The sequence below is a fragment of the Pseudoalteromonas 'SMAR' genome (assembly GCF_048515945.1).
Taxonomy (GTDB): Bacteria; Pseudomonadota; Gammaproteobacteria; order Enterobacterales; family Alteromonadaceae; genus Pseudoalteromonas.
The window spans coordinates 1-26442 of sequence record NZ_JBLWMW010000030.1 but is presented as its reverse complement, the minus strand read 5'-3'; the positions used below and the strand labels follow the sequence as shown (position 1 = coordinate 26442).

General features: G+C 45.1%; 29 protein-coding genes. 21 read left to right on the top strand and 8 right to left on the bottom strand.

Annotated elements, in window-relative coordinates:
* Window positions 1-4: 4 nt before the first annotated feature.
* The gene (gene envZ / locus ACNKW2_RS13090; protein ID WP_419148973.1) at window positions 5-1315 is read left to right on the top strand and encodes a two-component system sensor histidine kinase EnvZ; all 1311 of its coding nucleotides are present in this window, start codon (window positions 5-7) and stop codon (window positions 1313-1315) included.
* A gap of 10 nt (window positions 1316-1325) precedes the next feature.
* Window positions 1326-2045, top strand: a complete 720-nt coding sequence (locus ACNKW2_RS13085) for a hypothetical protein (protein ID WP_419148972.1) — start codon at window positions 1326-1328, stop codon at window positions 2043-2045.
* 45 nt (window positions 2046-2090) lie between these two features.
* On the opposite strand, the gene ACNKW2_RS13080 is transcribed toward ACNKW2_RS13085, so the two are convergent.
* The 4 genes from ACNKW2_RS13080 to hslR all read right to left on the bottom strand — a co-directional run bounded on the left by ACNKW2_RS13080 (window position 2091) and on the right by hslR (window position 5652).
* Window positions 2091-2270, bottom strand: a complete 180-nt coding sequence (locus ACNKW2_RS13080; protein WP_336568430.1) for a hypothetical protein — start codon at window positions 2268-2270, stop codon at window positions 2091-2093.
* A gap of 313 nt (window positions 2271-2583) precedes the next feature.
* On the bottom strand, window positions 2584-4122 hold the full coding sequence (locus tag ACNKW2_RS13075) for a phosphoenolpyruvate carboxykinase (protein WP_419148971.1): 1539 nt from the start codon (window positions 4120-4122) through the stop codon (window positions 2584-2586).
* Between the two features lie 262 nt (window positions 4123-4384).
* Window positions 4385-5230: an Hsp33 family molecular chaperone HslO gene (hslO, locus tag ACNKW2_RS13070; RefSeq protein ID WP_419148970.1), complete on the bottom strand. Its 846-nt coding sequence runs from the start codon at window positions 5228-5230 to the stop codon at window positions 4385-4387.
* 11 nt (window positions 5231-5241) lie between these two features.
* Window positions 5242-5652 (bottom strand): ribosome-associated heat shock protein Hsp15, encoded by a 411-nt coding sequence (hslR, locus tag ACNKW2_RS13065; RefSeq protein ID WP_419148969.1) that lies wholly within the window; start codon window positions 5650-5652, stop codon window positions 5242-5244.
* Window positions 5653-5917: 265 nt separating this feature from the next.
* Here hslR and gspC point away from each other — a divergent pair, with 265 nt between their 5' ends.
* The 13 genes from gspC to ACNKW2_RS13000 are packed head-to-tail and all read left to right on the top strand — an operon-like array spanning window position 5918 to window position 17862.
* The gene (gene gspC, locus ACNKW2_RS13060) at window positions 5918-6814 is read left to right on the top strand and encodes a type II secretion system protein GspC (RefSeq protein WP_419148968.1); all 897 of its coding nucleotides are present in this window, start codon (window positions 5918-5920) and stop codon (window positions 6812-6814) included.
* Between the two features lie 27 nt (window positions 6815-6841).
* Window positions 6842-8908: a type II secretion system secretin GspD gene (gene gspD / locus ACNKW2_RS13055; protein ID WP_336568436.1), complete on the top strand. Its 2067-nt coding sequence runs from the start codon at window positions 6842-6844 to the stop codon at window positions 8906-8908.
* Window positions 8901-10490: a type II secretion system ATPase GspE gene (gene gspE / locus ACNKW2_RS13050; protein WP_419148967.1), complete on the top strand. Its 1590-nt coding sequence runs from the start codon at window positions 8901-8903 to the stop codon at window positions 10488-10490. The genes gspD and gspE overlap by 8 nt, the downstream gene beginning before the upstream one ends.
* The gene (gene gspF, locus ACNKW2_RS13045) at window positions 10490-11716 is read left to right on the top strand and encodes a type II secretion system inner membrane protein GspF (protein ID WP_419148966.1); all 1227 of its coding nucleotides are present in this window, start codon (window positions 10490-10492) and stop codon (window positions 11714-11716) included. Before gspE ends, gspF begins: the two co-directional genes overlap by 1 nt.
* Before the next feature lie 60 nt (window positions 11717-11776).
* The gene (gene gspG, locus ACNKW2_RS13040) at window positions 11777-12202 is read left to right on the top strand and encodes a type II secretion system major pseudopilin GspG (RefSeq protein ID WP_336568439.1); all 426 of its coding nucleotides are present in this window, start codon (window positions 11777-11779) and stop codon (window positions 12200-12202) included.
* 3 nt (window positions 12203-12205) lie between these two features.
* Entirely contained in the window at window positions 12206-12799 is a 594-nt protein-coding gene (gene gspH, locus ACNKW2_RS13035) for a type II secretion system minor pseudopilin GspH (protein WP_419148965.1), read from the top strand.
* Complete coding sequence (gene gspI, locus ACNKW2_RS13030; RefSeq protein WP_419148964.1) at window positions 12796-13173, top strand: type II secretion system minor pseudopilin GspI; 378 nt, start codon at window positions 12796-12798, stop codon at window positions 13171-13173. Before gspH ends, gspI begins: the two co-directional genes overlap by 4 nt.
* Before the next feature lie 5 nt (window positions 13174-13178).
* Complete coding sequence (gene gspJ, locus ACNKW2_RS13025) at window positions 13179-13808, top strand: type II secretion system minor pseudopilin GspJ (RefSeq protein ID WP_419148963.1); 630 nt, start codon at window positions 13179-13181, stop codon at window positions 13806-13808.
* Window positions 13808-14809: a type II secretion system minor pseudopilin GspK gene (gene gspK, locus ACNKW2_RS13020; protein ID WP_419148995.1), complete on the top strand. Its 1002-nt coding sequence runs from the start codon at window positions 13808-13810 to the stop codon at window positions 14807-14809. Before gspJ ends, gspK begins: the two co-directional genes overlap by 1 nt.
* Entirely contained in the window at window positions 14806-16011 is a 1206-nt protein-coding gene (gene gspL, locus ACNKW2_RS13015; protein ID WP_419148962.1) for a type II secretion system protein GspL, read from the top strand. Before gspK ends, gspL begins: the two co-directional genes overlap by 4 nt.
* Window positions 16008-16481 carry a type II secretion system protein GspM gene (gene gspM / locus ACNKW2_RS13010; protein WP_419148961.1) on the top strand — a complete coding sequence of 158 codons (474 nt, stop codon included), beginning with the start codon at window positions 16008-16010 and terminating at the stop codon, window positions 16479-16481. The genes gspL and gspM overlap by 4 nt, the downstream gene beginning before the upstream one ends.
* 2 nt (window positions 16482-16483) lie before the next feature.
* Window positions 16484-17242: a type II secretion system protein N gene (locus tag ACNKW2_RS13005; RefSeq protein ID WP_419148960.1), complete on the top strand. Its 759-nt coding sequence runs from the start codon at window positions 16484-16486 to the stop codon at window positions 17240-17242.
* 47 nt (window positions 17243-17289) lie between these two features.
* Entirely contained in the window at window positions 17290-17862 is a 573-nt protein-coding gene (locus ACNKW2_RS13000) for a UPF0149 family protein (protein ID WP_419148959.1), read from the top strand.
* Here the strand turns inward: ACNKW2_RS13000 and ACNKW2_RS12995 are convergent.
* Both ACNKW2_RS12995 and ACNKW2_RS12990 read right to left on the bottom strand, forming a co-directional pair.
* A complete protein-coding gene (locus tag ACNKW2_RS12995; protein ID WP_419148958.1) occupies window positions 17859-18062 on the bottom strand; it encodes a hypothetical protein in 204 nt (67 codons plus the stop codon). The two genes, ACNKW2_RS13000 and ACNKW2_RS12995, sit on opposite strands and share 4 nt — an antisense overlap.
* Complete coding sequence (locus ACNKW2_RS12990) at window positions 18062-18421, bottom strand: hypothetical protein (protein ID WP_419148957.1); 360 nt, start codon at window positions 18419-18421, stop codon at window positions 18062-18064. Before ACNKW2_RS12990 ends, ACNKW2_RS12995 begins: the two co-directional genes overlap by 1 nt.
* 242 nt (window positions 18422-18663) lie before the next feature.
* On the opposite strand from ACNKW2_RS12990, the gene ccoG reads away from it, so the two are divergent.
* The 4 genes from ccoG to ACNKW2_RS12970 are packed head-to-tail and all read left to right on the top strand — an operon-like array spanning window position 18664 to window position 22424.
* Window positions 18664-20121, top strand: coding sequence for a cytochrome c oxidase accessory protein CcoG (gene ccoG / locus ACNKW2_RS12985; protein WP_419148956.1), 1458 nt, complete (start codon window positions 18664-18666; stop codon window positions 20119-20121).
* Between the two features lie 39 nt (window positions 20122-20160).
* Window positions 20161-21135, top strand: coding sequence for a serine/threonine protein kinase (locus ACNKW2_RS12980; RefSeq protein ID WP_419148955.1), 975 nt, complete (start codon window positions 20161-20163; stop codon window positions 21133-21135).
* 17 nt (window positions 21136-21152) lie between these two features.
* Window positions 21153-21776, top strand: a complete 624-nt coding sequence (locus ACNKW2_RS12975) for a thiol:disulfide interchange protein DsbA/DsbL (RefSeq protein WP_336568456.1) — start codon at window positions 21153-21155, stop codon at window positions 21774-21776.
* A gap of 18 nt (window positions 21777-21794) precedes the next feature.
* The gene (locus ACNKW2_RS12970; protein ID WP_336568457.1) at window positions 21795-22424 is read left to right on the top strand and encodes a thiol:disulfide interchange protein DsbA/DsbL; all 630 of its coding nucleotides are present in this window, start codon (window positions 21795-21797) and stop codon (window positions 22422-22424) included.
* A 101-nt stretch (window positions 22425-22525) separates the two neighbouring features.
* On the opposite strand, the gene trmA is transcribed toward ACNKW2_RS12970, so the two are convergent.
* On the bottom strand, window positions 22526-23620 hold the full coding sequence (gene trmA, locus ACNKW2_RS12965; protein WP_419148954.1) for a tRNA (uridine(54)-C5)-methyltransferase TrmA: 1095 nt from the start codon (window positions 23618-23620) through the stop codon (window positions 22526-22528).
* A 166-nt stretch (window positions 23621-23786) separates the two neighbouring features.
* On the opposite strand from trmA, the gene ACNKW2_RS12960 reads away from it, so the two are divergent.
* Complete coding sequence (locus tag ACNKW2_RS12960; protein WP_419148953.1) at window positions 23787-24908, top strand: DUF5610 domain-containing protein; 1122 nt, start codon at window positions 23787-23789, stop codon at window positions 24906-24908.
* 58 nt (window positions 24909-24966) lie between these two features.
* Complete coding sequence (gene murI / locus ACNKW2_RS12955; RefSeq protein ID WP_419148952.1) at window positions 24967-25755, top strand: glutamate racemase; 789 nt, start codon at window positions 24967-24969, stop codon at window positions 25753-25755.
* Here murI and ACNKW2_RS12950 read toward each other — a convergent pair.
* Window positions 25736-26203 (bottom strand): RNA recognition motif domain-containing protein, encoded by a 468-nt coding sequence (locus ACNKW2_RS12950; protein ID WP_336568463.1) that lies wholly within the window; start codon window positions 26201-26203, stop codon window positions 25736-25738. The genes murI and ACNKW2_RS12950 overlap by 20 nt on opposite strands.
* Window positions 26204-26442: the final 239 nt, after the last annotated feature.

Below are 26442 nucleotides of genomic sequence, written 5' to 3'. Positions count from 1 at the left end.
TCTTATGTTACCTCGTAGTGCCTTTGGGCAAACCGTCTTTTTTGTCGGTGCTTTACTGCTCATAAACCAGGTCGTTTCTTATGTCACGGTAACGCTCTATGTCTTCAAACCCACCTTTGAACAGGTCAACTTGATGCTAGCTAAGCAAGTAAAAACGGTGTTCATTGACTGGGAAGACGGCGTCGAAGTGGACTCTAGCCTGTCGAGTAAGTTCTTTGAAATTACCGGTATTGAGGTGATGACACAGCGGGATGCTTATCGTAATGGCCTCGGTCAAGCAAAAGAGTATACGCTACTATCTCGCAGTATGTCTGAGCAGCTCAATGGCTCTGCCCGAGTGCGGATCAGTCAAGGCGACCCTGTGGTTTACTGGGTTGAGACACCACAGGCACCAGGATACTGGGTACGAGTACCTTTAGCTGGGCTGAGTGAAACAAAAATGGAGTTTTTGGTTTTTTACCTTTCCAGTATTGGTTTTCTCAGTGTGCTAGGTGGCTGGTTATTTGCTCGACACTTGAATAAGCCATTAAAGTCGTTGCAGGTGGCCGCAAGCCGAGTCGGTGATGGTGACTTTTCAACCCGCTTAGTGGAAGAGGGCTCAACGGAAGTAATAGAAGTGACTCGGGCGTTTAACAAAATGTCTAAGGGCATTGCCGAACTGGAAAACGATCGGCGGCTATTAATGGCTGGGGTATCGCACGATTTACGTACGCCATTAACTCGGATTAGGTTAGCCACCGAGATGATGTCGGAAGAGGAAGACTATTTGCGTGATGGCATCATTGACGATATTGAGGACATGAATGCCATCATTGATCAATTCATTGAATATTTGCGTCATCATAATGGCGCCGAAATGATCAGCGGCGATGTTAATGGCGTCGTTGAAGAGGTCGTTCATGCTGAGCAACAACATCAACGGCCAATACATTTCCAAGCAGAAGCCCATTTACCCGAAGTGGTCATGAATGCGGTTGCCATCAAGCGGGTGGTGACGAATATGATTGAAAATGCTATTCGCTACTCGCAAGAAGCGATTGAGGTCAGCACAGAATACAGCGCAAAACACCGCGCGGTACTGGTAAATGTGATGGATCGTGGCCCGGGTATTCCTGAGTCTGAGTTGGAGTCGGTGTTTGAGCCCTTTAAACAAGGGGATCAAGCGCGCGGCAGTGATGGCAGCGGCCTTGGGCTTGCTATTATTAAACGCATTATCACCACCCATGGCGGCCGGGTAAAGCTGCGCAACCGCGAAGGGGGTGGCCTAATAGCACAGATTTCACTGCCCATTGCGAAAAAATACAGCTCGCAATAAAGGACTGCCCTTGGCAACAGAAAATACTCGTAGTGTAAGCTATACCCCAGGTTGCCTCGAAGAGACGCTGGTGATGCAAATAAAGTCTGTCATTGCCGCTTCATTTAACGGCATTGATGCGGATGCTTATTATCAGCACTACTTTGATGATCCGGCTGTTTCAAAGCGGCGTTTGCGGCTGTACTTTGAAGATAACCTGGTGGTGGGGTATTGCTTGCTGACTTTTACTGATGTGTCTAAACGGCAAGTAGTCATAGGGGCATCAGCGGCATTTTTAGCCCATCACCGTGGCAATAATAATACCTTTGCCTTTTCTATTATCGAAGCAATCAAGCACTATGCTCAGCGCCCTTGGCAGCATCATGTTTACGCCGATACCATGCTGAGCCCCGCGATGTTTCGGGCTATGGCCAAGAATATTGCTATCGTTTACCCCAGTCAAACAGGTTTTAATCCTAAGGTAGCCTCCCTTTATGAGAAGCTTAACCCAGAGGGAATAATCAGCGCCGGCAATAACATGCGTTGCTTGCGCAAAGTGGGCCGGCATGTCAGTTACAGCGCAGCTGAAATCAGTCAGTTTAGAGCCAGTCAAAAGCCAGAAATTACACTGTATTGCCAAGTGAACCCAAACTTTCATCAGGGGGTTGCACTGGTAACCATTATTCCTATTTCAGTTAGGCAATTAATGAGCACGGCAATAAAGCTTTTTGCCAGAATCTTCACTGGCTGAATTACAGTAAAGGCGTTGAAGACGCCTTTGCTGTCTATCAGTTTTCTAGCTAGGGCACATTCCCAAAGATTCACAAATCGCAGGGTGGGTGTTGCAGACTTGCCAACTATTGCAGTCAATTTTAGAGACTTCGTACTCTCCTGCCGCGATCTGCTGTGTTACTGTTCGTTGCAGTTGATCCGCTCTTAGTGATTTGAGTGGCTTCTTTTTTAGTCTTAGTTTCATTAGCTTTCCTTAAACGTTAGTCAATAGCATTTATATGAAAGCATAAAGTTAATGGTGGGTTAAGATTTGTTGGTTGAAGTTTACTCAAGTTCATTATCTTTGCTTAATTAAGTCGCGTTTTTTTAAGCATGCAAACCTTATTTAGCAGCACTTTTTACTTGGATTATTTGGTGCAGTAGAGCTCGAACTTTATACGATTGCGGTTACTGCAGTGGCAGTTGAAGCCTAGTGGCAGAATAAAGTGATGGAATGAGCAGACACAAAAAAACGCCCAACGAGGGGCGCTTTTGATAAAGGAATCTTACTGGGTGGCTTAGCCGCGTGGACCCGCTGCTTTTATCGCCTCAGAGACATCATACTTAGCAAAGTTTTCTTTGAAGTCTGTTGCCAGCTTCGCTGCATACTCTGCGTATTTGTCTTTATCCTGCCAAGTATTGACTGGGTTTAGCAATTCACTATTAACCCCTTCAACAGCCACTGGCACGTCTAGATTAAGCGCTTCAATGTGTTGTGTTTCAACGCCATCCAATGTGTCGTTAACAATTGCATCAATCACTGCGCGAGTAGTTGGAATATCAAAACGCTTACCTACACCGTAAGGGCCACCGGTCCAGCCAGTATTCACCAAGTACACCTTAGCGCCAAACTCACGTACACGCTTCATCAACAACTCAGCGTATACGCCGGCAGGGCGAGGGAAGAAAGGCGCACCGAAACAGGTAGAGAAGGTAGATTCAATATCTGATGTTGAGCCAATCTCAGTTGAACCTACTTTTGCAGTGTAGCCACTTAGGAAGTGATAGGCTGCAGCTTCTTCGCTTAGGATAGAAACTGGCGGTAATACACCACTAACATCGCAGGTTAAGAAGACCACGGCACGCGGTTCACCAGCACGGTTTTCTTCTTTACGCTTTTCTACGTGCTCAAGTGGGTAAGCGGCTCGAGTGTTTTGCGTTAAACTTGAATCGGTGTAATCGGGGGTGCGAGTTTCATCGAGCACGACATTTTCTAAGATAGTACCAAAGCGGATGGCATCCCAAATTACCGGTTCATTCTTTTGTGAAAGATCGATGCATTTTGCGTAGCAACCGCCTTCAATGTTGAATACGCTGCCTGGTGCCCAGCCATGCTCGTCATCACCAATAAGGAAGCGTTTTGGATCGGCTGACAAAGTGGTTTTACCGGTGCCAGAAAGGCCAAAGAACAACGTAGTATCGCCCGCTTCACCAACGTTCGCGCTGCAGTGCATTGGTAATACACCTTTCGCTGGGAGCAAGAAGTTCTGTACCGAGAACATCGACTTTTTCATTTCACCAGCGTAATGCATGCCAGCAATAAGCACCTTACGTTGTGCAAAATTAATGATAACCGTGCCATCGCTGTTGGTGCCATCGCGTTCAGGGTCACAAACAAATGACGGCACATTCATCACCTGCCACTCAGGTAAGTCAGCAGCATTATAGTTGTTAGGTTCAATAAACATGTTCTTGGCAAAAATGTGATGCCATGCCGTTTCGGTGGTCACATTTACTGGCAAATAGTGCTCAGGATCGGCGCCAACTTCAAGGTGAGAGACGAAGTGGTCATTTTCAAGCACTTGAGCTTCAACGCGAGCCCATAAAGCATCAAATTTATCGGCATCGAATGGGCGATTGACATTGCCCCATTGGATGTCATTTTCTGTGCTTGATTCTTTAACGATAAAACGGTCGTTAGGAGAGCGTCCAGTACGGCGACCTGTTTTTGCAACAAAAGCTCCATTTGCGGCTAAAGTGCCCTCGCCACGGCGGATCGCGTGTTCGACAAGTTCAGCTGCAGTTAAATCGACAAAACGAGTAGCGCTTGAAGTCATGTTTATACCTAAAAAGTGAGAGTTGAACGGGATAGCTCTGGGGTACTTTTGCCCTAAGCTGATTTTATAGTAACAGATGGAATTGAGATATTCGAGACTTTGAAGGGACTAAAACTGCATAAAAACAGCAAAAAACTTGAATAATTTCAATGATACCGGTGTCATAAATTTAGGGCTTTTTATGACACCGGTATCACTTTTTGGGGATAAAAAAACCGCTAATTTCAGCGGCTTTATTTACTATGTCGAGCTAAAAGCTGATTTAGTTAAAAATCGATTTAATATCTTGCTCGTTAAAGACATAATTTTTCAAACAATAATGGCAACTGATGTTGATTTCGCCTTGTTCCTTTATATCTGCCATTAGAGCGTCAAGGCCAATGTTGGCCAGTGCATTTTCGGTTTTTGCACGGCTACAGCCACAGACAAACTCAATGGCTTGTGGCTCGAATAGCTGCGGGTTGTCTTCGTGGTATAAGCGAGTCAGCACGGTGTTTGCGTCTAGCTCCAACAACTCATCGTCTTTGATGGTATTGCTAAGCGCTTCTAAATGTTCAAAGTCCGCCAATGACTTTTCTTTATCAACCGGCAGTACTTGTAAAAATAACCCAGCTGCTTTTACGCTGTCGTTATTTACGCGGGTCGCAAACCACAGACGCGTTTTTAACTGCTCAGACTGTTCAAAGTATTCTTCTAAGCACTCTGCTAACGTTGGTTTAGCAAGAGGAACAATGCCTTGATAACGCTCACCTTTGGTCGGAGTAATGGTGATCACCATGTGGCCCTTGCCAAACAGCTCTTGAATTGAGCTACCAGACACCTCTGATTGCATTCTTGCAACCCCTCGCATTTGTTGCTTGTGGTTACCATTGATCACCGCATATTTTACCGCTCCATCACCTTGAAGTTGGACCGCAATGTCCCCTTCGAACTTTAGAGTGGCAGTTAATAGACTGGTCGCTACAAGTAGCTCGCCTAAAAGCTGCTGAACAGGCTCTGGGTAATTATGACCGCTGATGATGTCACTGAAGGTTTGCTCTATCTGTACAAGCTCACCACGGACATCAAGCTTGTCAAAAATATAACGATGAAGTAAATCAGTCTGCATTAATGAAAATCCTAGTTTGACTTCAATTTAAGTAATTCACGGCGCTGCTTTTTGTCTGGCTTGGTTGCCGGACGAGGCGCAAATAAACTGTTGTTTTTGCGTGCAAGCGCGTTTTGGGTTCGTTTTTCAATACTTGCTTCAGACTCTTCATAAAGAGTTTGGGCAATCGGAGCGGCTTGGCGTTTATCTATTATTTTGAGGACTGTGACTTCTTTTTCCTCATAGCCTTGGGCAAGTTTAATCAGTGCACCTACTTCAACGTTCTTGCTGGGCTTACAACGCTGACCGTTGTAATGAACCTTACCTCCTTGCACCATCTCACGTGCCAGGGCTCTGGTTTTATAGAAGCGAGCCGCCCATAACCATTTATCAAGGCGAACTTTCTGTTCTGCTTGGTTGTTTTCCTGCTGGAGTTTTGTCACAATTCGTTAACTATTTTTTAGGGTGAAAATTAACCCCATAAATTTAGCATATTTCGCCTTGCAAACAAAGCTAATAGCATCATGCTAAGAGCGAAGTACAGCGTATCATTATCGATTAATAGAACGAACCGAGTTCGAGCTGTGCGCGGTTATCGACGAGTTTCTCAAGTGTACCGATTTAATTAAAAGTTTAACAATTACACGCTTGTTGAAAAATAAGCGAAGCGGTACACTGGGGCGTTCAAGAGAATAAGAAAAGTATTATATGGAATTACAGTTACAACAACTTCAACGGTTTTGGCTTAAGTTGCCGCATGCCAAACTGAGCTATGCCATTGTTATCTTTTCGGTTGTTTATGTCGCGTTTTTGTTTTCGCAGCTGTTTTGGTTATTGTGGCCAGTTCCTCAAACGCAACCTTTAGCCTCAGCCTCTCAGGTTTACAGCCAATCAAGCGGTGGTGTCTCAAGTAACAATATTATTGCTAATAACCTGTTCGGTAAAGCAGCCGAAGGGGAAGTTGCAAAACCTGCCCCTGTGGTCTCCGACGCCCCTGAAACCACCTTGAATGTACGATTAACTGGCATTGTGGCAGTAAGCCAAGACGATGGTGCTGGTTTAGCCATTATTGAGTCGCAAGGTCGTCAAGAAACATACAGTGTGGAACAAGCGATAAAAGGAACTCGAGCAAAACTGGCTCAGGTGTTGCCAGACCGGGTGATCTTAGATGTCAGTGGCCGTTTTGAAACCTTGATGTTAGATGGCCTTGAGTTTAGTCGCACTGTTGCCATGCCAGTGAAAGCAAAAGCACAATCACGCAACAGCATCGTGCCGTACACACCGCAAAAAACCAGCCCAAGTGCGCTTTCTAGTCGTCGTGCTGAGTTATTAGAGGATCCTGGGAAATTATTTGAATACATTAATATTGCGCCTGAAAAGCGCAATGGTGAGTTAGTTGGTTACCGCTTAACACCGGGGAAAAACCCGGAACTATTCAAGCAAGCCGGCCTACAAGCAAACGATTTGGCGATAGCCATCAATGGCTTTCAACTCACCGATATGAAACAGGCCATGTCAGCAATGAATGAGCTGAGAACCAGTACCGATGCTAGCATCACGATCGAGCGGGACGGTCAAGTGATGGACGTGCAGTTTAGCCTGTAAAGTTACTAATTTTGGAGTTTAAGAATAATGGGTAAGAAGCTACACCTCACAAAAATGAGAAAAGGGTTAGCTAAGTATGCAACGCTTTTGATTGCTGCTGGTCTTTCACTTTCCGTTTCTGCGGTTGAATATGCCGCGAACTTTAAAGGCACGGACATCAATGAGTTCATTAACATCGTTGGTAAGAACTTAAACAAGACCATTATTATTGACCCCAATGTGCGTGGCAATATTAATGTGCGCAGTTACGAGTTAATGGATGAATCACTTTATTATCAGTTCTTTTTGAACGTACTCGAGGTCTATGGCTATTCTGCTATCGAAATGGAAAGTGGCGTCATCAAAATCGTGCGTAGCTCCGATGGTAAAAAGTCTAATGTGCCATTAGTTGAAGGCGAAGGGCTTGGTAATGGCGATGTTATGGTCACTCGCGTGGTGCGTGTGAAAAACGTCAGTGTACAAGAGCTAGGCCCACTTATCCGACAGTTCAGTGACCAAAAAGATGGTGGCCATGTCACCAATTTAAATTCCGCAAACGTGATGATGCTGACAGGGCATGCGTCATCGGTAAACCGCTTAGTTGATATCATCAAAACGGTTGACCAGGCCGGTGATAAACGGGTGGATATTGTGAAATTGAAACACGCCACGGCAGACGATGTCGTGCAGGTGGTTGAAAAGATCTTTCAAGATTCTGGCAAGGGCGGAGTTCCTGACTTTTTGATCCCAAAAATTGTTTCAGATACGCGTACCAACAGCGTCATTGTCAGTGGCGAATCACAGGCCAGAAGCCGTGCTGCGGAGCTCATTAAACGCCTTGATGATGAACTGGAATCACAAGGCAATACTCAGGTTTTCTACCTCAATTACGCCAAAGCTGAAGACTTAGTAAAGGTCTTACAGGGGGTAAGTAAATCGATTGAAGAAGAACAGTCGAGTGGTCAAAAAACGCGCACGCGCAGTGGCAGTAAAAACGAAACCAGCATCGAAGCTCACCCCGATTCGAACTCTCTGGTTATTACAGCCCAGCCCGATACCATGCGTTCACTTAGCCAAGTGATTAAAAAGCTTGATATCCGCCGTGCGCAGGTATTGGTTGAAGCCATTGTGGTTGAGGTCTCTGAAGCCGATGGTATTAACTTAGGTTTACAATGGATCTCAGAGCAAGGCGGCATGTTGCAGTTTAACGATGGCAACACAGTACCAGTTGGCTCATTAGCGGTGGCGGCAGAGCAAGCACGTGACCGTGAAATTAAAGGCACCATTGTTGGTACGGATGACAACGACGTCTCTAACACCACCACCACAGAGCGCGGTGATTACAATGCGTTAGCTAGTTTGTTGGGCGGTATTAACGGACTGGCTGCAGGTATTATTAAGAATGACTGGGGTGCCATTATCCAAGCGGTGTCATCGGATACCAACTCCAATATTCTTGCAACACCATCGGTTACCACTATGGATAATGAAGAAGCGTCTATGATTGTGGGTGAAGAAGTGCCCATCGTCACGGGCTCAGCTGCTGGTGATAACAACTCCAACCCATTCCAGACCGTCGACCGTCAAGAGGTGGGTATTAAACTTAAGGTTACCCCGCAAATAAATGACGGCAGTGCCGTGCAGTTAACCATTGAGCAAGAAGTTTCGAGCGTCAAAGGCGCCACTTCTGTGGATATTCGAGTCAGTAAACGTGCCATTAACACCACCGTTATTGCCGATGATGGTGGCATGGTTATCTTGGGCGGATTAATTGATGAAACGGTGCAAGAGAGTGTTTCTAAGGTGCCTTTACTTGGCGATATTCCTGTACTAGGCCACTTGTTTAGATCAACAGGTACGCAGAAAGAAAAGCGCAATCTGTTGGTGTTTATTCGTCCTACGATTGTTAGAGACAGCCGTAGCATGAACGAAATTAGCCACTCTAAATATAACTTTATTCGTGGTCAGCAACTTAACCACCGCGAAGATGGCATTGAGTTAATGCCATTCGAGCAAACCCCAGTGTTACCTGAGTGGAATGACAAACTCGAGTTACCGCCGACGTACGAAGAGTTCTTAAAAGAGCAGACTAAGCAAGAGCGTGAAAATGATTGAGGAAAAAGCCACGTCTGAGTTAGGCGCTGAAGCTGAGCAAATGGCAGCTCAGCTACAAAGCAGCGAGGTGGAACCTGAAGCGATTGCTGATGAGCATGTCAGTGAGGCTGAACTCTCGCTGCGCTTACCGTTTTCATTTGCACGTCGTAAAGGGGTGCTGTTAAGTCAAGCTGAAGAGCGCTTAACCCTATTCCATAAGGGCACACTGGACTTTGATACCCTTACCGAAGTTCGCCGGGTTGCAGCACAACCGTTTGTGCTAGAAGAGCTCGATGCCGACCGTTTTGAACATATGCTAGAGACGGCTTATCAACGCGATAGCTCAGAAACTCAGCAGATGATGGAAGACATTGGTAACGAAATGGATTTGTTTTCGTTGGCCGAAGAATTACCACAAACCGAAGACTTGCTTGCTGCGGACGATGACGCCCCGATTATTAAATTGATCAATGCCATGCTGAGTGAGGCCATTAAAGAAGGGGCCTCAGATATTCACATTGAAACGTTCGAGCAAGAGTTGGTGATCCGCTTCCGTGTCGATGGCGTGCTCAAAGAAGTACTTAAACCCAATCGCAAGCTCTCCTCGTTGTTGGTTTCGCGTATTAAAGTAATGGCCAAGCTCGATATTGCAGAAAAGCGCATTCCGCAGGATGGTCGTATTAGCTTAAGAATTGCAGGTCGAGCTGTGGATGTGCGGGTGTCGACCATGCCATCGAGCTTTGGTGAACGCGTGGTCTTGCGTTTATTAGATAAAAATAACGCTCGCCTAGATTTAGAAGACCTCGGTATGACGCAAGCCAACCGTGATGCCTTTGCCGATATTATTGCCAAACCCCATGGCATCATCTTGGTAACCGGTCCAACAGGTTCTGGTAAGAGTACCACCTTGTATGCGGGCATGACGCAAATCAACTCTAAGGATCGTAATATTTTAACGGTAGAAGATCCGATTGAATATGAGATCCCAGGCATAGGCCAAACTCAGGTGAATCCTAAGGTAGACATGACCTTTGCTCGAGGTTTACGGGCTATCCTCCGTCAAGACCCCGATGTCGTTATGGTGGGTGAGATCCGAGATTTAGAAACTGCGCAAATCGCGGTGCAAGCGTCATTAACGGGTCACTTAGTATTATCAACCCTGCATACCAATACTGCCTCAGGGGCGATCACCCGAATGGAAGACATGGGGGTGGAACCTTTCTTGCTGAGTTCTTCGCTGCTCGGAGTACTATCACAGCGTCTAATTAGAACCTTATGTCCTAGCTGTAAAGAGCCGCACTTAGCCGATGACCGGGAATGTGAGCTGCTAGGCGTTGCTAGTGATAGCAACACCCAAATTTATCGCGCTGTAGGCTGTGAAGAATGTAACTATAACGGCTATAAAGGCCGAACTGGTATTCATGAATTATTAGTGGTTGATGAGCCCATTCGTGAACTTATTCACAATGGTAAAGGTGAGCAAGCGGTGGAAAAGTACATCCGCAAGCACACGCCGAGTATTCGCCAAGATGGCTGTTCGCGGGTATTGGCTGGCCAGACAACCCTTGAAGAAGTACTGCGGGTAACGCGTGAGGAAGGTTAATGGCTGCGTTTGAGTACCGCGCCTTAGATGGTAAAGGCAAAGAAAAGAAAGGCATTTTAGAAGCCGATACCGCGAAACAAGTACGGCAGATGCTGCGCGAAAAAGCGCTGATGCCGCTTGAGGTGTTGCCGGCAGCAGAAAAAGAAAAGTCGCAAAGCAAAGGGGGCTTTACTTTATTTAAAGGTTACCGTCCTTCAGTGGCAGATATTGCCCTTATTACTCGCCAGCTAGCGACATTGATCCAGTCTTCATTGCCGGTAGAAGCGGCTCTGATGGCTGTGGCTGAACAGTGCGAAAAGCCAAGGCTCAAGCGCATGTTGATGGCAGTGCGTTCGAAGGTCGTAGAAGGTTATACCTTGGCCGATGGCATGTCTGAGTTCCCTCATGTGTTCGATCACTTATATCGTTCCATGGTGGCCGCAGGGGAAAAGTCTGGACATTTGGACCAAGTGTTAAACCGTCTAGCTGATTACACAGAGCAACGACAGCACATGCGCAGCCAAATTACGCAAGCCATGGTGTATCCCATTATTTTGGTTATTTTTGCCGTGGCGATTGTGTCTATATTGCTCGGCACTGTGGTACCTAAAATCTTAAAAACCTTTGAAAAGTCAAAGCAAGCACTGCCTTGGACCACCGAGTGGGTCATGGCAGCCAGTAACTTTGTGCAAAATTACTGGATGATCAGCCTTACGGTAATTGTGCTGGGGACTTATGGTGCTAAAAAAGCCTTACAAAACCCTAAAATTCGCTTTTGGTATGACAGTAAACTACTGACTCTACCAGGCCTGGGCAAGGTGGCTCGAAGCGTCAATACGGCGCGATTTGCTCGTACCCTTAGCATACTGTCATCCAGTTCCGTGCCTTTACTCGAAGGGATGAAGATTTCCGGCCAAGTGCTCGAAAATGAAAAAATTAAAGCGTCGGTCGCGGAGGCTGCAACACGCGTTAGTGAGGGCGCGAGCCTCAGAGCATCGCTACAGCAGACCAAAATGTTTCCACCTATGATGCTGCATATGATTGCCAGTGGTGAGAAATCAGGGGAGCTGGAGCAAATGCTTGAGCGCGCCGCAAATAACCAAGAGCAAGAGTTTGAAAGTATGGTAAATGTCTCGCTGAAATTGCTAGAACCTGCGATGATAGCGACGATGGCGATTATTGTACTCTTTATCGTTATGGCGATTCTGCAGCCAATTATGGCGATGAACAAAGCCGTAGGATTGTAGTCAAAAAGGAACAACCACAATCAAAATGTGGTAATCAACAACAGCATTGAGGTAAATATTGTGAAAAAGCAATCAGGTTTCTCACTTTTAGAGGTAATGGTGGTACTAGTTATCATCGGTATGATTTTGTCTATTGTGGCGCCGAATGTCATGGGCCAACAAGAAGAGGCAGCAAAAGAGAAAGCACGTTTGGATATTCGTCAGCTTGAGGATGCAATGAAAATGTACAAGCTGAAAAACAAGCGTTACCCAACCACAGAGCAAGGCCTAGAAGCACTTGTGACGAAAACAAGTATTGATCCGGTGCCGCGCCGCTTTCCTGAAGGTGGCTTTATTTCTGAGTTACCAGAAGATCCATGGGGCAATTACTACCAATTAGTTAGCCCAGGTGAAATGGGACAAATTGATATCTTTTCAATGGGTCCTGATGGTGAAATGGGGACCGACGATGACATCGGTAACTGGGATACTGAAGACGAACGTTAATTGATGTTGTTGTACTCGCCTCTTTCCAATCGCAACAAAACACAGGGCTTCAGTTTACTTGAAGTCCTCGTTGTTTTGGTGATCATTGCTTTTTCGGTCAATCTAATTACCTACACCGTAAGTGACAGTGATGAAGAGGAATTAGAAAAGATGGCGATGCGCGTTCAAGGGACCATCAACTTAGCCTCAGAATTTGCGGTGCTCAACCAAGTCGAATTAGGGCTTCATCTGGATAAAGACACCCTTGAGTTTTTGGTGTTTGATGGTGAAAAATGGACCACGTTCGAAGCCGATGACATCTATAAAGCGATTAAATTTCCTGAGCAGTACGAGGTTGAGCTCATTTTAGAGGACTTACCTTGGTCGCAAGATAACCTGTTAGAACAAGCCAACTGGCGAGAGCTGATGAGTGGTGGCGATGATGATGAACTGTTGGAGTTAAAGAAGCTGAAAATCCCCCAAGTGCTGATCTTATCTTCCGGTGAAGTCAGTGCCTTTCGCTTAAAGGTTGAGAACACCTCGCTTACTGAGCCACTTTATTTTGTCGAAGGTGAATTTATGGCACCGGTTGGCCTAGTGCGGGAGCCTGAACTATGAGGCGCAGCAACAGTTTCGGTTTCACCCTACTTGAGGTGATGGTGGCGTTAAGTATATGCGCAGTGGCAGGGATCGCAGCGATGAAAGCCACTGGCGAACACATCACTCACATAGGTTCACTGGAAGAGCAAACCTACGCATCGTGGGTAGCGGAAAATCGCTTGGTGTTTTTACGTGCCCAAGGCGCCAATTGGAAAGGGGGTAACGGCAGCAAAGGGGAAGAGGAAATGGCCGGCGTCACTTGGTATTGGCAGCAAAAGGTAGAAAAAACCGCCGATCCCAGTTTTGTAAAGCTCAGCGTGCACGTGTTCCGCGACCCTGAGCTGCAGCATTCGATTTATGACATCACGACTTTCATGTATCGAGGGAAATAGTGGTGATGGCGAAAAGGCAGTTTGGCTTTACCTTAATTGAAGTGTTATTGGCGTTAGCCATTTTGGCGGTCGTGGTCACGGCCACGCATCAAATTCTAGACTCGACACTCAATGCCCAGCAAGCTTCGGCAGAAAAAATAGCTGAAATGGAAGGGTTACAAACAACCTTCCGGTTAATGGATCAAGACTTCAACCAAATAACTAAGCGTGAAGTGCGCAATGAGGCTGGTGATTTCAGCCCTACTTACATAATACATGGCCGCTATGAATTAAATAGCCAATTTGATGGCATTGCATTTGTCCGTGATGGCTGGACGAATCCGATTGATTTATTACCGCGTTCAGAACTTCAAGCGGTGGGGTATCGCGTAATCGATGATAATTTAGAGCGCATCTACCGCGTTTACGTCGATCAGCTCGATGGCACCGAGCCACGAGCCCAGGTCATTTTACATGACGTTGAAGACCTCAAATTTGAATTTTTAGATGATAAACTAGAATGGCAGAGCGACTGGCGTGCAAAAGCCTTACCCAAAGCGGTAAGAGTGACGTTGCAGCAACGTGATAGTGATCCAATAACACGCTTATTTCTAACACCTGGAACAGGTGAGCGTGACGAGGAGCTGTTGCCATGATGAAACAGCAAGGTGCGGCACTCGTTATTGTTTTATTTATTGTCGCATTAGCCGCTACAATTGCAGCAGACATGGCCAATAGCTTGATGGTACAAGTGCAAAAGGCGACCAACATTCAGACCCAGCAACAAGCTAAATGGTATAGCTATGGCGCCGAAGAACTTGCTAAGCGAGCCTTGGTACAAGTAAAAAAAGACGACCCTGATAGCATCAACTTAGATCAACCATGGGCAAGGGAAGAGATCCCATATCCTGTGGATCATGGCACTCTGAGTGGCAAAATCACGGATTTACAAGCGTGTTTAAACCTCAATGCCTTGCGCGCGAAAGCGCAAAACAATAACACTAACCAAGGCTCACAGCAGCTCGGTGGCAAAAACACGAATCCGGCACATGCCGCCTTATTGGAGCTGTTAAAAAACATTGATGATTTGCCCAGCTATGAAAGCGAAGAGGCACTTGCAGATGGGGTTTATGATTGGCTCGACGAAGACAGCATCACCTATCGCTCAGGGGCTGAGGAAGACGAATATATGTCACGACAAATGCCTTACTTGACGGCCAACAATTTAATGGCTTCCGTTAGCGAGCTGAGAGTGATCCGTGGCTTTAATCCGTTGGTGATGGAAAAGGTTAAGCCTTATGTATGTGTTATCCCAGGCAACGCAGAGCTTGCTATAAACGTAAACACCCTTTTACCTGAACAATCTTTGTTATTGTCTGCGCTTATCCCCGGTTTAACCAAGTCTGGCGCCGATGCCATTATTGCCGCGAGGCCCAAAGAAGGTTTCAGCGATATTAACGAATTTTACACGGAAGTGGCTAACCAAGGGGTGAAAAGCCCTAATAAGACTTCCAAGATTTTTACCATTAACAGCAACTATTTTCAGTTGCGAGCAACAGCGATGTTTGATGAGCGACGCTTTTCCATGACATCAATTATAGAAACAAAAAACGGTAAAGCGCATGTGCTTGCTCGCAAATTTGGAGGCATAGAGTGACAGAGCAATTATTGATCCGAGTGGATCAGTCACACCAGGCAACAATACATTGGCTTGTGTGGTCGACAGAACAACAACAAATTATTGCCAGTGGCGAATTGGAAAATAGCCGACAACTCAACACGTTGGCTGAAAAAGCCCTGTCACGTCAGGTGGTGCTGCTGCTGCCAGCAACCGCAGTGCAGCTGAGAACATTGGCGCTGCCAGCAAAATGGAGTCGTAAGCTAGAACAGGCGCTGCCATTTATGCTAGAAGAGCAAGTGGCAACGGATATTGATAGCTTGTTTATTGCGCCAGGTAAGCCTGGCCATGAAGGTGAGCAACATACCATTGATGTCGCCTTGTGCAATAAAGCTTGGCTGGCAGAGTGGTTCGAGCTGTTGCAAGCGGCCGACATCAATGTCGCTCGCGCCTTACCTGAAGCTTTATGCCTGCCGTATCAAGAGCAAGCCACAACGGCGGTACAACTGGGTGAGCAATGGTTATTTAGGCATAATAGGTGGCAAATTGGTGCAGCAGAAACACAGTGGTGTCATGACTATTTAGCCATCAGTGGCACCACGAAAGTGGTGCATTACAGTCCTGCAGCAGGCTTGCCTGAAGAAGTTGAATTAGTCGCGCAGCAACAAGAATATGATTTACCTTTAGCGCTGTTCGCCAAGCAGTTAAATGGCATAGAGTTTAATCTACGTCAGGGCCCATTTGCGGCCAAGAAAAAGCAGCCACAATGGTGGCGTGATTGGCGTGGTGGCCTGATTGCAGCGAGCGTAGCTGTGCTCAGCTTTATCGCCATAAAAAGCACGCAACTTTATGTTGTCAGTGAACAAGCTGAGCAGCTTGAAGCGCAAGCGGTGGCAATGTATCAACAGGCATTTCCCAATAAAGTCGTCAGACCTAATTTATTGCGGGTGCAGATCAAAAATGATTTAGCTGCTTTGTCTGGTACAGAGCAAGGTGGGTTATTACAGCTCACCAATCATTTCGTTGCTATTTATGATGAAGTGGATGCCTTTACCCCACAAAGCTTTCGCTATGATAGACGTAGAAATGAGCTGAGGATCCGTGCCAGAGCGAAAGAGTTCCAAGTGTTTGGCCAAGTCAAAGCCATTTTGGAACAGCGCGGTGTCAGCGTTGAGCAAGGGGCACTAAACAACGATGGTGACTTTGTCGTTGGTGAGATCCGGATCAGAGGTGCAGTATGAAGCAACAAATTCTGAATTATTGGCAATCCTTAAAAGAGCAAGAGCAACGATTATTGCTGATTGTAGGCGCCGTATTCATTGTGTTCTTTTTGGTGATGGTGGTATTTAGGCCGTTAAACCAGGCGGTGAGTGATGCCGAAGCCAAGTTAAAACGCAATCATGAGTTAGTGAATTGGGTGAGTAAAAGTGTCGCACAATTAAAGTCCAACAGTACCACAAAAGTGATCGCCACCGGCAACATCAGTCAAGTGGTGAATCGTACTCGTAATCGTTTTGATATTGATATTAGTAAAATGCAGCCCAGTGGTGACTCATTACGGCTCACCATTGACAGCGTTGAATTTAACCAATTGATCAGCTGGTTGGATGAATTAACAAACAAACACGGCGTAAAAGTAGAAAACTTGGACATCGCTGAAGGCAATCTACCTGGGTTTGTCCGTGTTAGCCGCTTGGTTTTAGAGAAATAATTATGAAAAGAACACTATCTCTAGTGATTATATTTTTAATCGCATTTATTATTTTCAGTGCCTTTACCATGCCAGCTGCTGTGATTTTGCAGTTGTTTAAGGGCCAGTTACCCGCCAACCTTCAGCTTGGGGCGATTAATGGTACGGTTTGGCAAGGTCAAGTGAGTGGCGTGCGCTTCAATAATATTCAGCTTAATCAACTGGAGTGGCAATTGCAGCCAGCTTCATTATTAGGTGGCAATTTGGCTGGGCGAGTGAAGTTTGGCAATGCCAGAGACAGCAATGAAATTTCTGGTAACGCGCGCTTCTCAAGTAATGTGTTTAGCCAGTCTTTACAGGTTAGTAATGCTTCTTTGCGCTTCAGTGTTGAGCAAGCCATGGAGCAAGTGACGCTGCCTTTACCCGTCGATGCCAAGGGTCGAGTGATAGTCAATGTGGATAACTACCAATTAGGGCAGCCATATTGTGAAGACCTACAGGGGGAAATCAGCAGCCCAAACATTGATGTTAAAGGCATGAATGGCTGGTTCAGTATTGGCGACCTTAGCGGCCAACTTGATTGTAAGTCGGGCGATATTGCGGTTGTGGTAGACCCTGAAAACCGTTTAGGGCTGCAGGCCGATGCCACTCTGGCTGCCAACTTTCAATTCCGCGTTGCAGGTAATATTAAGCCAGAAGCGAGTTTACCGAAAGAAGTGCATGATGCCGTGAAGTTTTTAGGCCGACCTGACAGCGATGGCCGTTATCCGGTAAACTTATAATATCGAACGTAATTTGATGCGCGCCAAAGCGCTTTGCAAGGCCAGTTATGTACAACATTGAATTCTCAGACGAGCAGCAACAAGCGGCATTAGGGTATTTCGCTGAGCGTGATATTGCCATTGATCTGCCATTTTTACAGGGGTTTTTATTCGCGACCTGTGTCGATCCTAATGGCATAGAAGTCGAGCAGTGGCTGAAAACCTTAACTAAAGACGATCAAGCCTTAGACGAAGCGATTGCTGTGGCATTGATGGCGCTACACCATGAGATCAGCGAGCAAGTGTATGAAAGCGGCTTTCAATTACCTTGGCACGCAACCACCCCGTTGCAACAAAAACACAGTTGGTGTGAGGGGTTTTTAATGGCAGCAACGCCATTTTATCAGCAGTTAATGGCCAGTCCGCTCAATGATGAGTTAAAACAAGCGCTGCAAGTGAGCACTGAGCAATTAGGACTATTTTCACTGGATGAAGCACAACTTCAGGCTTACTGCTCACAAGTAAAACAGCCATTGGCTGAGTTCATCCAAGAGCAAAGTGAGTTAGCAGCAGAGTTTGCTCCAGCCTATGCTGAGTTGGTTGAAGTCGCTGCGGTCAACAGCGGTCTGTTTGAAGGCTAAACTAAGTCAAACTCTATCGTGGTACAGCCTTTGGGGCACTTTGCTGCGGCGCGCTTTTCTTGCCCTGCAATTAAGCTCAGTGCAATTACTTGACCACAGTCAGGGCAGCGCACCTGCTTGCCTTGACTGAGCTTTTTAATTAACGCCTTTTGCTCATTAAATGAGTTGGCAAATTTTTTATTCAGTGCGTCAAAGTCCATTACAGCGCTTTTGCCTCCTGCATTGCTTGTGCGGTGATGTCACAGATTTTAATCAGGTCGGGACCATAGAAATACAGGTTAATGTCATTTTCTTTGCAATATTTGAGATGAAAAATCCTTACTTTTTCATCTGTTGCTAGGGCTTCGGTAATGTAATTGTGCTCTGCTTCAGTCATTTCTAGTGCTTTGACAACTTTTGCTCTGGCTATCCTTGCGGCTGTACTACGGCGAACCTTGCTGGTTTCACTGAGAACTTCCACGCCTTGGCCAAGCAGTTTTTCCCTAGGCTCTTTGATGATCGGATGATCAACCGTGAATAGTGCTACCACGACAATGGCGAGCAATATAAATTTTTTCATAATTTAACTTGGCTTTGATCTGGCTAATGTTGTTGGTGTCGCTAGTTTAATAAACTACAGGCCAGCGCCGCAAGGACTCTCACAGTTTATTATGAGTTTTAAGTCAACTTGCTATTACTTATAGGGTTTCACGGCGTATAATAGGGTTACAGTCAGATTGGCAAAGTCGTCATTGTTGTGACAATTTGCGTCAGGGGTCACTGTAGCAAGTGCGTCTCGTTCCTAAGCACTAAGGAGCTTCCATGGAGAACGATAAAATTAAGGTAAAGAACATCCCGTCAGATGTTAAAATCCAAAAACCTAATGGCAGTGGGCAAGGTAAATCGCTTAACAGCTCAACGCCCGATCGCTTTAACCCAAGAAATCGCATTTATGTTCGAGCCGTAAAAGGTCTCCATCAGCTATTACGTCGTCGTATTGGGTTTGTTGGCATGCTCGCTTTCATGTTATTGCCTTGGCTAAACTTTCGCGGCCATCAAGCGGTGTTATTCGATATTTTTGAGCAAAAGTTTACTATTTTTGGCATGACGCTGTGGCCACAAGATTTAACTATCTTTGCCTTTATTTTGATGATTGCGGCGTTTGCGCTGTTCTTAGTCACCACTTTTTATGGCCGAGTTTGGTGTGGCTATACCTGCCCGCAAACGGTGTGGACATTTATCTTTATTTGGTTTGAAGAAAAGTTTGAGGGCAGTGCCAACCAACGTAAGAAGCTGGATCAAAGAAAAATGGACTTTGATAAGTTTTGGCGGAAAACGGCAAAACACAGCAGTTGGATTTTATTTTCTCTCTACACCGCAATTACTTTTGTTGGCTATTTTACCCCTATCAGAGCGCTGATCCCCGATCTGGTGACCTTTGATGCCAGTTTTTATGCTGTTTTAAGCATTATTGTATTCACGGTATGTACTTATGGTAATGCTGGTTGGATGCGAGAAATCATGTGTTTGCATATTTGCCCATACGCACGCTTTCAATCGGCGATGTTCGATAAGGACACCTTTACGGTAAGTTATGATGCCAGCCGTGGCGAGAAACGTGGACCACGCGGTCGTAAGCAAGACCCTAAAGAGCTGGGACTGGGTGACTGTATCGATTGTAATTTATGTGTTCAGGTATGCCCTACAGGAATAGACATTCGTAATGGCTTGCAATATGAGTGCATTAACTGTGGCGCTTGTATTGATGCCTGTGACGGCGTTATGGATAAGATGAATTATCCGCGCGGCCTGATTTCATATACTACTGAGCGTAATCTAGAAGCCTCATCCGAAAAAACCAAAGCCGTTCGCGGTAAGTTAATAGGTTACCTAATGGTGTTGGTGGTCATTACTGGAGCATTGGCTGCCAATATTGCCATGCGCCAAGCGATGGATCTTGATATCATCCGAGACAGGAATCAGTTGTATCGGGTCGATTTTGATGGTCGTGTAGAAAATACCTACACCCTTAAAGTGATTAACAAAGCGCAAGTAGCACAGCAATTTTCTATCGCGATCGACGGTCTAAGTAATTACGAAGTGATCGGTAAACAGAACTTTGAGCTGCCAGCAGGTAGCACGTTAAACGTTCCTTTGTCGGTGATAATCGACCCGTACGATTTGAACAAGCCGGTTACCGAGTTTGAATTTATATTAATTAATGAGAGTGAGCCAGGTGAACAACTGGCGCAACCCACAAACTTCTTTAAAGGAAGGTAGAGAAAGCGGGGCAACCCGCTTTTTTTATCGCTGAGTTATATGAATGATTTTAGTTTTAACGCCTTAACACCAGATTTAATCTTGGATGCTATTGAATCGCTAGAAATCTATCCGACGTCTGGGTTGTTGGCGCTAAACAGTTATGAAAACCGAGTTTATCAGTTTGCTGCTGAGGATGGCCGTCGTTATGTTGTGAAGTTCTACCGCCCTAGTCGTTGGACGGATGAGCAAATTTTAGAAGAGCATGAGTTTGCCTTAGCGGCAAGTCAGGGTGAGGTACCTGTGGTAGCGCCTTTAGTCATTGCGGGCAACAGCTTGCATTGTCATGCCGGCTACCGTTTTACCTTGTTTCCAAGTGTTGGTGGACGACAATTTGAACTAGATAATTTGGATCACCTAGAGATTTTGGGGCGTTATCTCGGCAGGCTGCATGGCTTAGCTGGCAGTAAGCCATTTCAATATCGGCCAACATTAAGCACTGAACAGTTCCTCTTTAAGGCAAAAGAAACCTTATTAAAAAGCCAATTAGTGCCTAGTCATTTACACACTCCATTTGTTACTATCCTTGAGCAAGTCATTAACTTAGCGTCACAGCAGTATCAAGTGGATTCAACCATTCGGCTGCATGGTGATTGCCATGCTGGCAATTTACTTTGGTCAGGCGAGCAGTTGATGTTGGTGGATCTGGATGATTGTCGCCAAGGTCCAGCAGTGCAAGACCTGTGGATGATGCTTAACGGCGATCGCAATGAGCAGAGATTGCAGCTCGACACCTTGTTGATGGCATATGAAGAATTTAACTCGTTTGATAGTAAGGAGCTGGCTTTAATTGAGCCTTTACGTGCCATGCGGATGATTAATTACATGGCTTGGCTTGCTGAGCGCTGGCAAGATCCTGCTTTTGAACGGAACTTTTCTTGGTTTGCAACGGACAAATACTGGGAACAGCAGATCCTAGCATTAAAAGAGCAACTGGCTGCACTGAGCGAACCAAGTTTGAGCTTATTTCCATAAAATTTAGAGAGAGTCGCATGCTAAAAAAATTACAACTTGCATTTATTGCGTTATGTTTACCTATTGCTGCCTTGGCATCAGAGTTTGTTGACGGTACGCACTATGAAACGATTGCTACACCTGCGAGTGAAACCCCTAAAGTTACTGAATTCTTCTCATTTTACTGCCCACATTGTTTCCGCTTTGAGCCAATCGCAAAAGCCATCGAAGCAAATTTACCTGAAGGGGCGGTGTTTGAGAAAAGCCATGTAAACTTTTTACGTGGATTGCCTGCGCAAACACAAAGTAATCTGAGCTATGCCTATATTGTTGCTAAGCAAGCTGATAAAGAAGATGTCATCGCAGAAAAGATTTTCCGTGCCATCCATATCGAAAAGAATCAGTTAAGAGACATTAAAGACGTTAAAGCACTTTTAGCGGTAAACGGTATTGCTGCAGAGAAATTCGAAGCCGCTGTGGCCAGCATGCCGGTGATCAGTGCTGAGAATAATATGCAAAAAGCACAAGAAAAATATTCAGAGTTAGGCGCATTAAAAGGGGTGCCGACTTTCATCGTTAATGATAAGTATCGCATCATCATGCAGGGGATTGAAAGCCAAGCACAACTTGATGAGCTTATTGCTTACCTATTAGAAAAATAAGGACTGGAGAAGTAACTAATGTTGAAATTAATCAAAGGTTTGGCCATCGCTTTGATGTTGCCATTAACAGCACAAGCAGCCCCTTATGAAGAAGGAGTTCACTATGAAGTGGTAGCAGAACGTGCAACCAGAAAGCCTGAGCTTATGGAGTATTTTTCGTTTTACTGTCCAGCCTGTAATTCCATGGAAAATATGCTGGCAGACATTAAGCCGCAGCTCGATGAAACGGTGACCCTGAAAAAAAGCCATATTGATTTTGTCGGTCCTAGAGACCCAGAAGTACAACAAGTACTGGCACAGGCATTAGCAACTGCATCTGTTCTACCGCAAAAAGATAAAATTGTGGCTGCACTGTTTAATCACATTCATGGCAAGCGTGGAAAAATCAACGAATTAGCTGATGTTAAGGACATTTTTGTAGCACAAGGTGTTGATGGTGAGAAGTTCGATAAGCTTTATGCCAGCTTTGCCGTACGCACAAAAACCTCAAAAATGCAGCGTATGCAGCAAAACTTAACTCAGAAAGGCGCGCTAACTGGGGTACCGACTTTTATCGTTAACGGTAAGTATAAGTTGTTGTTACGTGAATCAAACACCACAACGCCTGAGAAAATTGCAGCGTTAGTCAACTACCTTGCTAAGAAATAATTGCTTTAGTAGAACAACAGGCTCAATACATAACTGATTGAGTCAAATAAAAAACCCCGCATCGCGATGCGGGGTTTTTTATTTAGCTAAGCCAACTACGACTACTTCCTAACTAGATAGACACCGGATTCAATATGATGGGTGTAAGGGAACTGATCGAAAATCGCCATACGTGCTATTTTATGGCTTTGGCACAATAACTCTAAGTCGCGCTCCAGTGTGTCTGGATTACAGGAAATATAAATAATATTGTCATAATTACTGACTAAGCGACAAGTGAGTTCATCCATACCTGCACGGGGTGGATCAACCAAAATGGTTTGGCAATTGTAGGAAGACAAATCAATGTCTTTCAGGCGTGAAAACTTCTGCCCTTGCATGGCTTGGGTAAACTCTTCACTCGACATGCGAATAATGTCTAAGTTTTCAACTTGGTTTTCGGCAATATTAAATTGCGCCGACTTCACTGAAGACTTTGATATTTCAGTAGCCAGGACGCGGTTGAAATGCTCAGCTAAGGCAATGGAAAAATTACCGTTGCCGCAATACAGCTCGAGTAAATCGTTGCTTAATGGCTGACTGATCGACTGTGCCCAAGCTAACATTTTTTCATTGACCTCGGCATTGGGCTGGGTAAAGCTGTTTTCTACCTGCTGATACACATAACGCTTGCCGTTCACCGTCAGTGACTCAATAACAAAGTCATTGCCAAACACCACTTTTTGCTTTCTTGCACGGCCAATAAAGTCAACCTTGTACTGCTGTTGTAACTCATCGCGCAGTGCATTCATTTCTTGCTGCCATTGCTCATCGAGTTGCTTGTGATAAAGCAAGCTAATTAGTACCTCACCGCTGAGTGTGGTTAGGTAATCAATTTGAAACAGCTTACGACGCAAGATTTCGTTATGCTTTAATTTCGCGATCATCACCTGCATCATTTCATTGACTAACGGGGCGCCTGGGTCAAAGCTATCAACACGTATTTTTTCTTTAGTTTGTTGATCAAACATGATGTGGAACAGATCGTCACCGTCATGCCAGACTCGAAACTCACAGCGTTGGCGGTAATGGCGCGGTGCAGACTCGAACACCTCAAGCTCCGGAGCATTAAATTTAGCGAATTGCGCGCTGATACGTTGAGCTTTTTCGCTTAACTGTTGCGCATAGGTAGAGTCATCGATTTTTATTACAGCCATGCTAAAACCATCTATGTTGAATTAAGAGGCGCTATTGTAGGGAGCGTTGCTAATTTGTCCAGTCTAGCATTGTTGTCTATACGGAGTTGATGTTTTTTTGCACATATTACTACAGCTTTTTAGTTCTGTGCCGATAATTAGAGCTAGATAATGTGGAGGGCAAACCATGAAAATAGGGCAATTACACCAGTTGCTTAACCCAGCAATGCAGCATAAGCCTGGTAAAAGCAAAGGAACTGGACCAAATATACAACTTAACACTGACAATTACGCCGGCGATAAATCAAAACTGGCTGCTAAGTTATTAGACGATAAGCTAGCTGAAAAGCTGGGGATCGAGAAACCCGCTCAAGACAAAAAAGACAAGCCGCTTTTTGATTTTGAGGCCATTGTTAAAAATGTCTTGGAGTTTGTTCAAGGGGCGGTTAAGAAAGCGCAAGCCAATGGCGAAAGTGACGACGCTTTAAAGTCAATGCTGAGCGATGCTCGTAAAGGTGTACAGCAAGGGATCGATGAGGCCAGCGAGGAACTCAAGGGCATGGGAGCGTTTAATAGCGACATCGAAGAGGGCATTGCGCAGTCAAAAGAAGGGATCTTTTCTGGGTTGGATGAATTTGAAAAGTCCTTGTTTGAAGAAAAGTCACCGCAAGCGATGGCAGTCAGTGCCGCACAGTTTGCCAGCTTATCCAATCAAGCAGAATATGCTTTTACTACTGCCGAAGGCGACGAAGTGGTGATTTCTTTCTCTGATGCATACTCTCAAGGCCGCGCTGCCAGCGTTGCGCAAAAGGGCAATGATCAAGGTATGGCTTATGGCATTAAATCGTCGCAACAAGTCAGTTTTTCAATTGAAGTTAATGGTGAGTTGAATGAAGACGAACAGCAAGCCATCAACGACATGATGAAAGATATTCGCGATGTCAGTAATGCCTTTTTTGCCGGCGAGTACGACAGCGCCTTTGATATGGCCAAATCATTGAGCTTGGGATCGGATCAGATCACCAACTTCACTATGGATTTAAAGCAAAGTAAAACCAGTGCCGCGATTGCGCAATATCAGCAAAGCAACCCAATGAAAGAGTTGGAAAAGGCGTTTGCACCACTGAATGATCAACTGGCCACCATTCAAGAGCAAGCTAAGAAGTTTAATGCTCAAGAGCAAATACCAGATATTATGGCGTGGATGAACCAAGGGCAAACACGACTTAACGAGTTCTTAAACTATGCCAGCAGCTTCTTTAACAAGCTCAATGACGCGAACGCAGAGCAACAGCAGCAAACTAGCTAGTTTATTTTATTAGTAAGTCGTGGCAAACTTCAGCGCCTAGGGTTATGGGAGTTGAAGTTTGCCACACATATTAGTATTTGATTCAGGAGTGGGTGGAACGAGCGTATTGAATGAAGTGCGCACGCAGATCGGTGATGCTCATTTTAGTTATGTTATGGACAACGCTCTTTTGCCTTATGGCTTACAGCCACAAGAGGTAATTAAAGCCAGAATACGGCAGCTTATCGTTTGGCAAAATCAAGCCTTAAACCAAGTTGATATGATCATTATTGCCTGTAATACGGCTTCCACATATGCCTTAGAAGAAGCACGCCGTTATGCTAATGTTCCCGTCATTGGCGTAGTACCCGCCATAAAGCCGGCTGCAGCAACCTCTCAAACTAAGCATATTGCACTGTTAGCGACACCTGCGACTTCGAATAACGCCTACACCAAAAAGCTTATTACCGACTTTGCAGGTGATTGCAAAGTGACCGCTCTTCACTCAACTGAACTGGTCAGAATTGCTGAACAACTATTTTGGAACGGTGAGATTAATTGTGCTGAGCTTCAGCGGGAATTATATAATATCAATATACCCAAAGAGGTAGACCGATTAGTGTTAGGGTGCACGCACTTTCCATTACTAGCACCAGCGTTAAAGAAACTATTGCCGACGAGTATGCAGTTAATTGATTCCGGTAATGCCATTGCCAGAAGAGCGGCAAGCCTATTGGCTGATGATTATGTATTGCTGTCAGAAGAGGTTGGAAGGATAGTAGGTGCGAGTGATATAGATTACTATGCCACTGCACCTATCGAACAAAGCCAAAAAGCCATCAACTACATTAAGCTGGAGAGTGACTAGGCTCTTTTTCCGGTTTTTGTTTGGCTTTTCTTACTTTCAACGTACGCTGCTGGAACTCTTGCTCATTTAACTGAGAAATCGCTTTGTCAGCGTCTGATTCTGCCATTTCGACAAAGCCAAAGCCTCTGCGCTTACCTGTATTTTTATCTTTTAGTAATCGCACAGAAAAAACTTGGCCCTGTTGTTCAAAAAGCTCCCGAACCACGTGCTCATTCGCTCGGTAAGGTAAATTACCGACGTATAATGTGGTGGTAGATAAGTTAGCTTGTTGTTCTTGTTGTGTATCACTTTTAATAACTTGGCCGACTAAACCACCGATAATAATACCAATAGTTAGCATAAGTGCAGGACTGAGCTCAGTAGAGCTTAATGCCAGATCAACAATGAAAAAGCTCGCCACTGCAATAACCAAAGTGATCAAAAAAACTTTATGATCAAAAGACTTCATATAAACATACCAATTAAAAAGAAGGTTAAACATTAATTTAACAAAAGAGTTAGCTATCTTAACGAGTTAATTAAACTTCGCAATAATTAATATAGAAGCACAGAGAAGATTTGTCGTGTTTTGTCTGTTTTTTGCCCAAAAACAGCCGTTTTGCTGTGTTTTTGAGCGTTTTATCAAAAAGATCAAAAAAGGGGTTGCATCGTTTTCGATTCTCCCTATAATGCGCACCCACTGACACG

What these genes read in the sequence shown, in the direction of transcription:
- ACNKW2_RS12980 (WP_419148955.1), top strand. Translation starts at nt 20,161, where the DNA reads ATGAATGATTTTAGTTTTAACGCCTTAACACCAGATTTAATCTTGGAT.
- ACNKW2_RS12995 (WP_419148958.1), bottom strand. Translation starts at nt 18,062, where the DNA reads ATGGACTTTGACGCACTGAATAAAAAATTTGCCAACTCATTTAATGAG.
- ACNKW2_RS12975 (WP_336568456.1), top strand. Translation starts at nt 21,153, where the DNA reads ATGCTAAAAAAATTACAACTTGCATTTATTGCGTTATGTTTACCTATT.
- ACNKW2_RS12970 (WP_336568457.1), top strand. Translation starts at nt 21,795, where the DNA reads ATGTTGAAATTAATCAAAGGTTTGGCCATCGCTTTGATGTTGCCATTA.
- gspM (WP_419148961.1), top strand. Translation starts at nt 16,008, where the DNA reads ATGAAGCAACAAATTCTGAATTATTGGCAATCCTTAAAAGAGCAAGAG.
- ACNKW2_RS12950 (WP_336568463.1), bottom strand. Translation starts at nt 26,203, where the DNA reads ATGAAGTCTTTTGATCATAAAGTTTTTTTGATCACTTTGGTTATTGCA.
- ccoG (WP_419148956.1), top strand. Translation starts at nt 18,664, where the DNA reads ATGGAGAACGATAAAATTAAGGTAAAGAACATCCCGTCAGATGTTAAA.
- ACNKW2_RS13000 (WP_419148959.1), top strand. Translation starts at nt 17,290, where the DNA reads ATGTACAACATTGAATTCTCAGACGAGCAGCAACAAGCGGCATTAGGG.
- gspD (WP_336568436.1), top strand. Translation starts at nt 6,842, where the DNA reads ATGGGTAAGAAGCTACACCTCACAAAAATGAGAAAAGGGTTAGCTAAG.
- envZ (WP_419148973.1), top strand. Translation starts at nt 5, where the DNA reads ATGTTACCTCGTAGTGCCTTTGGGCAAACCGTCTTTTTTGTCGGTGCT.
- gspK (WP_419148995.1), top strand. Translation starts at nt 13,808, where the DNA reads ATGAAACAGCAAGGTGCGGCACTCGTTATTGTTTTATTTATTGTCGCA.
- ACNKW2_RS13075 (WP_419148971.1), bottom strand. Translation starts at nt 4,122, where the DNA reads ATGACTTCAAGCGCTACTCGTTTTGTCGATTTAACTGCAGCTGAACTT.
- gspC (WP_419148968.1), top strand. Translation starts at nt 5,918, where the DNA reads ATGGAATTACAGTTACAACAACTTCAACGGTTTTGGCTTAAGTTGCCG.
- ACNKW2_RS13080 (WP_336568430.1), bottom strand. Translation starts at nt 2,270, where the DNA reads ATGAAACTAAGACTAAAAAAGAAGCCACTCAAATCACTAAGAGCGGAT.
- gspE (WP_419148967.1), top strand. Translation starts at nt 8,901, where the DNA reads ATGATTGAGGAAAAAGCCACGTCTGAGTTAGGCGCTGAAGCTGAGCAA.
- ACNKW2_RS12990 (WP_419148957.1), bottom strand. Translation starts at nt 18,421, where the DNA reads ATGAAAAAATTTATATTGCTCGCCATTGTCGTGGTAGCACTATTCACG.
- gspI (WP_419148964.1), top strand. Translation starts at nt 12,796, where the DNA reads ATGAGGCGCAGCAACAGTTTCGGTTTCACCCTACTTGAGGTGATGGTG.
- trmA (WP_419148954.1), bottom strand. Translation starts at nt 23,620, where the DNA reads ATGGCTGTAATAAAAATCGATGACTCTACCTATGCGCAACAGTTAAGC.
- ACNKW2_RS13005 (WP_419148960.1), top strand. Translation starts at nt 16,484, where the DNA reads ATGAAAAGAACACTATCTCTAGTGATTATATTTTTAATCGCATTTATT.
- hslO (WP_419148970.1), bottom strand. Translation starts at nt 5,230, where the DNA reads ATGCAGACTGATTTACTTCATCGTTATATTTTTGACAAGCTTGATGTC.
- gspH (WP_419148965.1), top strand. Translation starts at nt 12,206, where the DNA reads ATGTTGTTGTACTCGCCTCTTTCCAATCGCAACAAAACACAGGGCTTC.
- gspF (WP_419148966.1), top strand. Translation starts at nt 10,490, where the DNA reads ATGGCTGCGTTTGAGTACCGCGCCTTAGATGGTAAAGGCAAAGAAAAG.
- gspJ (WP_419148963.1), top strand. Translation starts at nt 13,179, where the DNA reads ATGGCGAAAAGGCAGTTTGGCTTTACCTTAATTGAAGTGTTATTGGCG.
- ACNKW2_RS12960 (WP_419148953.1), top strand. Translation starts at nt 23,787, where the DNA reads ATGAAAATAGGGCAATTACACCAGTTGCTTAACCCAGCAATGCAGCAT.